The organism is Aeoliella straminimaris, from assembly GCF_024054565.1.
Classification (GTDB): Bacteria; Planctomycetota; Planctomycetia; order Pirellulales; family Lacipirellulaceae; genus Aeoliella; species Aeoliella straminimaris.
In genome coordinates, this window is the sequence record NZ_JAMXLR010000032.1 from 1 (window position 1) to 3,385 (window position 3,385).

General features: G+C 50.8%; 3 protein-coding genes. All 3 read left to right on the forward strand.

What is annotated here, in order from left to right; genetic code table 11:
- Window positions 1–650: 650 nt before the first annotated feature.
- The 3 genes from NG895_RS09020 to NG895_RS09030 all read left to right on the forward strand — a co-directional run bounded on the left by NG895_RS09020 (window position 651) and on the right by NG895_RS09030 (window position 3,216).
- On the forward strand, window positions 651–998 hold the full coding sequence (locus tag NG895_RS09020; RefSeq protein WP_252852155.1) for a PadR family transcriptional regulator: 348 nt from the start codon (window positions 651–653) through the stop codon (window positions 996–998).
- Window positions 991–1,971, forward strand: coding sequence for an HAAS signaling domain-containing protein (locus NG895_RS09025; RefSeq protein WP_252852156.1), 981 nt, complete (start codon window positions 991–993; stop codon window positions 1,969–1,971). The genes NG895_RS09020 and NG895_RS09025 overlap by 8 nt, the downstream gene beginning before the upstream one ends.
- Window positions 1,972–2,361: 390 nt before the next feature.
- Window positions 2,362–3,216 (forward strand): hypothetical protein, encoded by an 855-nt coding sequence (locus tag NG895_RS09030; RefSeq protein WP_252852157.1) that lies wholly within the window; start codon window positions 2,362–2,364, stop codon window positions 3,214–3,216.
- Window positions 3,217–3,385 lie beyond the last annotated feature (169 nt).

Genomic DNA, 3,385 nt, shown 5'->3' on the forward strand with positions numbered 1-3,385 from the left:
CCATGCGTTAAGATTCTTGTGGGGTGCCAAGGCCGAATCCCGGCGAATGGCATGGCTCTTGAAGCCGTCTAAGTGAATGGGATCGACCGTAATACGATTAATGGTGCCGAAGTAGATCACATCGACCTGCTCGTGATACCGAATAGATGCTTGGAGCCCCCGCAAAATCATTCCACAAGTCTCTTGACAAAGGCTTCCTCATAGATGCCATTCGTCGTCACACCGCTGCCAGTTCGGGATCTTGCGAACTGAACGAAGATGGTCCAACACCAGCAAGTTGCGCCTCTGACGAACTTGCAGAGGTCCTGTCCGAGATCGGACACCTCTGCGCCTTAGAAAAATCTCTTCCAGCGGTCGGACGATGCAACCACCTGCAGTTCGAGACTGGCCAAATTGCGAGAGGTGACTTGGCTGTTGCAATCTGTGGTTTCGCCGAGGTCGCTTAAATCCAAAGATCCGGCTACTTCTTTGGTCTTGGTTAGTATGAGACCTCCGAAGATTTGTTGGCCGACTTATGCATGAAACTGACTTTTGAGCAGGTGTTAGAACGTAGAGCAACCCACCGATGCATTTGCAATTGGTCAGTGATGTTCTGGCATCGACTAAAACTAACTTGACATACATACCTTGTGTAACATAATATACGAGACATGGCAAGTAAAGAGTTTTCTTCCGACCTCGTGCGAAGCTGTGCCGACATGGTAATTCTCACCCTACTTGGCGAGAAACCGATGCACGGCTACGACATTCTCGTTTCCATGGGCGACCTTGGCGACGGGCAGTTTCGCATCAAACAGGGCACGCTTTATCCGCTGCTCTATCGCCTCGAGCGAGAAGGTTGGATTACGGCAAAATGGCAAGAGCCACCAAGCGGCAAAAAACGCAAAGTTTACAGACTCACTGCGGAGGGCAAACGCATACAACAGCAACGTGCCGGGCAGTGGCAGCGATTTACCAAGTCGATCAACGCGATTATGAAAGACTGCTCCAATGGCTAACTTAATTTCTGAAAGACTGCATCAGTATTTTGAAGAACTGGAAGCCTCGCTCAATCTTTCTGAACCGCATACACGAACCATCGTCGACGAGGTTCGCGCGGACGTAGTAACACGCATCGCCGCGCAAACGTCCGAGGGGCAAACGGAAGAAGATGCGGTAAAGCGAATACTGGAAGAACTCGGCACACCGCGTGAATTGGCCAATAGCATTCGTAGTACTGTGCCGCCTTGGGGTACTCCCGCGTTCATTTACACGCGTTATCTACTCAGCGGTTTATTGGTGCTGCTCTCGCTTTGGGTCACCTGGAATATCCGTTCGACGGAATGGGGATTTTCCACGCTGCGGATTGTCGCCATCACGAGCATCTTTCTACCGATTTTCCTGCTGACCTGGCCGGGTATTGTGTGGCGAAAGAACTGGATGTTCAGTTTCATCTCGACTGTGGTAGCGTTCGCCTTCGTTATGCTGGCGCTGGCCGTCGGATCGGAAAGCGCCCAGCCAGCGATATCCCTCGATTTACCTCCGGCGACCGCTGTCGAAGCATTGCACCCGGGTGATCCAAGCTACAGCACCGTGCAGCCTGTGGCTTACTTCGTACTCGCAATCTTTGCGGCATTAACCGTCTACCTTCTCACGATGCTACAGCGTCGGCAACAACTGCTTCTCACAGCGACAGTACCACTATTTGTCTTGCTGGCCATCGAACTGCCTTTTTTCATCGAAGAATACCGTTTTGAAGAGAATGTCGAGGCGATCGACTCGCAGCTGGAACTCTATCTTGCTAATCACGATGAACTACCCTCGCAGGATAAGTACACCGAGCTTTCGAAAACTTGGGATGTCGACCAGCAAATACTCTTTCATCCAGTCGGCGACAGACGAACGTACTCGTTGTTTCTCAGCCGGCCATTGCAGTCGAACTCCTCGATATGTTTCGACAGCGAGAATGGCTGGTTTTGGGTCAATGACTAGCTGATACAAACTAAGAACACTGCCTCGTTAGCTAACCGCTGCACCCTAACTTTCTTTGGACCTTCAGTTTCCTATTGTGCTTTGAAATGATACAGCTTTTACTCAACAATCACAGTTCTTGTAACGAGTCACCGAAACAGGATAGCGTGCGAAGCTTGGGCGTTTTACATCTTGATGACAATGGCTGTTTATTCGATACACCGAACCGCTAAATAATTGGCAAGATCAACAGTCTGCGGCGATAAGCTGCTGCCATGATAGAAGTTCCGTAGGGGAGCAGAGTTGTGAACGCTTGCGATATACGTCCGTACATAAAACAACACCGTCCGTGAGATACTATGCTGCGCTGTGCCGCAGAATTCTTGTTCTATATGACAAAAAGGGAGAAACATGAAACTCGCAATCTTGACCGTGGTCACAATGCTGATCTCAGCGGGCGCTACGATAGCTGAAGATGCTAGACCGCCATATTCGGATCTCGGAGATCGAAAGTCGGCCGTTCCGGATTTCTCGAAAGGTATGCCGGATGTAAATCTGGTAGGCAAGCTGAAGATCAAAGGCCAAGAGACTTTTAGTTTTAAGACAGCTCTTAACACTGGGGATTTCTCCATCAAGCTGAGCAATTTCCTCGGAGCGGGATGGCGTAAGCGAACACTCAATCCAGAGGAGATGAGCCTCGCAGCCAGCATGGGCCAGATTGCAAATGCAGAGGCCAATCTTTCCGTATACGAGAATGCCAAGATTCCCGGCGTCGATATTCGGGTCATTCATCTCAAGGATAAGGAGGGGAAGGCGGAATCTCGCGTCGAGATTCATGTGCTGCGGTCCGGTCCTCTGGTCAGGGATTTTGGCTCTTCCATGTCCCCAGATGGCACCAAGCGGTTGGAAGTGATTCGGCGTGATGGGGATCTTGTGGATTTTGAGGTGTTCGATGCCGCCAGTGGTAACAAACTTGCAAGCGATTCCATTGGTTGGTCTGCGATGCGATGGTTCCTGTATTGGGAGACTCCCTCAAGGCTGTGGGGCTACGGAAGTGATATTCAATACTTCAAGCTGTTTGAGTTTAGGGCCGACGGAACCGTAGTGGAAACGGACGTTGATGAGTCGATGTTTGTTCCGTCCGTTGTTTGGGACAATCTGCCTTCCTCGTTACAAAAGAAATACACGGCAGAAGAAGACGATGCTGACGAACCCGCTACCGACCCCAAGTCAAAGTCGGAAGGCAAAGAAGAAACTAAGCCATAACCGGAGGTGCTCTCCCAGTAGCGGGAGACAGGTCTCGACGTCATGCGAGGCTAAGCGTGTTCTAAATCCGCAGTCGACGCTGCTAAGGTCGATACATCACCGTAGGTTTGGGCGATCTCCGAGTTGCAGAAGATGGACCAACTGCGGCCAGTTAGGCCTCCTCCGAACT